The 1,831-nt window shown below is 52.3% G+C and carries 1 rRNA gene; it reads left to right on the forward strand.

Going from position 1 to position 1,831, the window contains the following annotated elements:
* The first annotated feature begins 212 nt into the window (after positions 1-212).
* Positions 213-1,682, forward strand: a 16S ribosomal RNA gene (locus tag V5D86_RS09530).
* The last annotated feature ends 149 nt before the right edge of the window (positions 1,683-1,831 follow it).

Raw genomic sequence — 1,831 nt, forward strand, 5'->3', positions numbered from 1 at the left:
CGGGAATACGCGGGACTGCTAAGACAGTCCGCAATGATGGAGAATCATGATCTCCGCCGAAAGGCGTGCACTCATGAATTCTGACGTTCGATGCTACGAATGTTCCGTTAGACGGATCATTCGAAGAGTGTGCCGTTTAGCGGGACAGCGGTGAAACATGGTAAACTGCCAGTTTCTTTCATCCATCCAAAGACGAAAAGTCAAAAGATTTGACTCCGGTTGATCCTGCCGGCGGCCACCGCTATAGGAATTCGATTAAGACATGCGAGTCGAGAGGCATAATGGCCTCGGCGAACTGCTCAGTAACACGTGGAGAACGTGCCCTAAAGCCACTAATACAATCGGGAAACTGATAATAATGAGTGATAGGTCAGGAGATCTGGAATGACTTCTGGCTGAAAGTTCCGGCGCTTTAGGATCGCTCTGCGGCCTATCAGGTTGTAGTGGGTGTAACGTACCCCCTAGCCGACGACGGGTATGGGCCTTGAGAGAGGGAGCCCAGAGTTGGATTCTGAGACACGAATCCAGGCCCTACGGGGCGCAGCAGTCGCGAAAACTTCACACTGGGGGCAACCCCGATGAGGGAATTCCTAGTGCTAGGACATTTGTTCTAGCTTTTCTCAAGCGTAGATAACTTGAGGAATAAGGGCTGGGTAAGACGGGTGCCAGCCGCCGCGGTAATACCTGCAGCCCAAGTGGTGGTCGATTTTATTGAGTCTAAAACGTTCGTAGCCGGTCTGGTAAATCCTTGGGTAAATCGGGAAGCTCAACTTTCCGAATTCCGAGGACACTGTCAGACTTGGGACCGGGAGAGGCTAGAGGTACTTCTGGGGTAGGGGTAAAATCCTGTAATCCTAGAAGGACCACCGGTGGCGAAGGCGTCTAGCTAGAACGGATCCGACGGTGAGGGACGAAGCCCTGGGTCGCAAACGGGATTAGATACCCCGGTAGTCCAGGGTGTAAACGCTGCAGACTTGGTGTTGGAGGCCCTTCGGGGGCATTCAGTGCCGGAGAGAAGTTGTTAAGTCTGCTACTTGGGGAGTACGTCCGCAAGGATGAAACTTAAAGGAATTGGCGGGGGAGCACCGCAACGGGAGGAGCGTGCGGTTTAATTGGATTCAACACCGGAAAACTCACCAAGGGCGACTATTACATGAAAGCCAGGCTAATGACCTTGCTAGATTTTTAGAGAGGTGGTGCATGGCCGTCGTCAGTTCGTACCGTAAGGCGTTCTCTTAAGTGAGATAACGAACGAGACCCTCACTGATAATTGCTACTTCATTCTCCGGAATGGAGGCACATTATTGGGACCGCTGACGCTAAGTCAGAGGAAGGAGAGGTCAACGGTAGGTCAGTATGCCCCGAATCTCTTGGGCTACACGCGCGCTACAAAGGGCGGGACAATGGGCTCCGACGCCGAGAGGCGAAGGTAATCTCGAAACCCGTCCATAGTTCGGACTGAGGGTTGTAACTCACCCTCACGAAGCTGGATTCCGTAGTAATCGCGAATCAACAACTCGCGGTGAATATGCCCCTGCTCCTTGCACACACCGCCCGTCAAACCATCCGAGTTGGGTTTCAGTGAGGTGGCCTTTAATTGGGGTCTTCAAACTGAGATTTAGCAAGGAAGGTTAAGTCGTAACAAGGTATCTGTAGGGGAACCTGCAGATGGATCACCTCCTAAGCAGATCCCCGGGTCTTCGGACCCGGAGGATCTCACATCGTTCTGAGCCTTACTCAGGACAACATTGCAAGGAAATTCCATTGAGGAGTTTCCCGGCAATTCCGAGGCAGCTTACCATGCACTAAACGTAGCATCGAACGTCATCAT

The sequence above is a fragment of the Candidatus Methanoprimaticola sp. MG2 genome (assembly GCF_047501175.1).
Lineage (GTDB): Archaea > Thermoplasmatota > Thermoplasmata > Methanomassiliicoccales > Methanomethylophilaceae > Methanoprimaticola.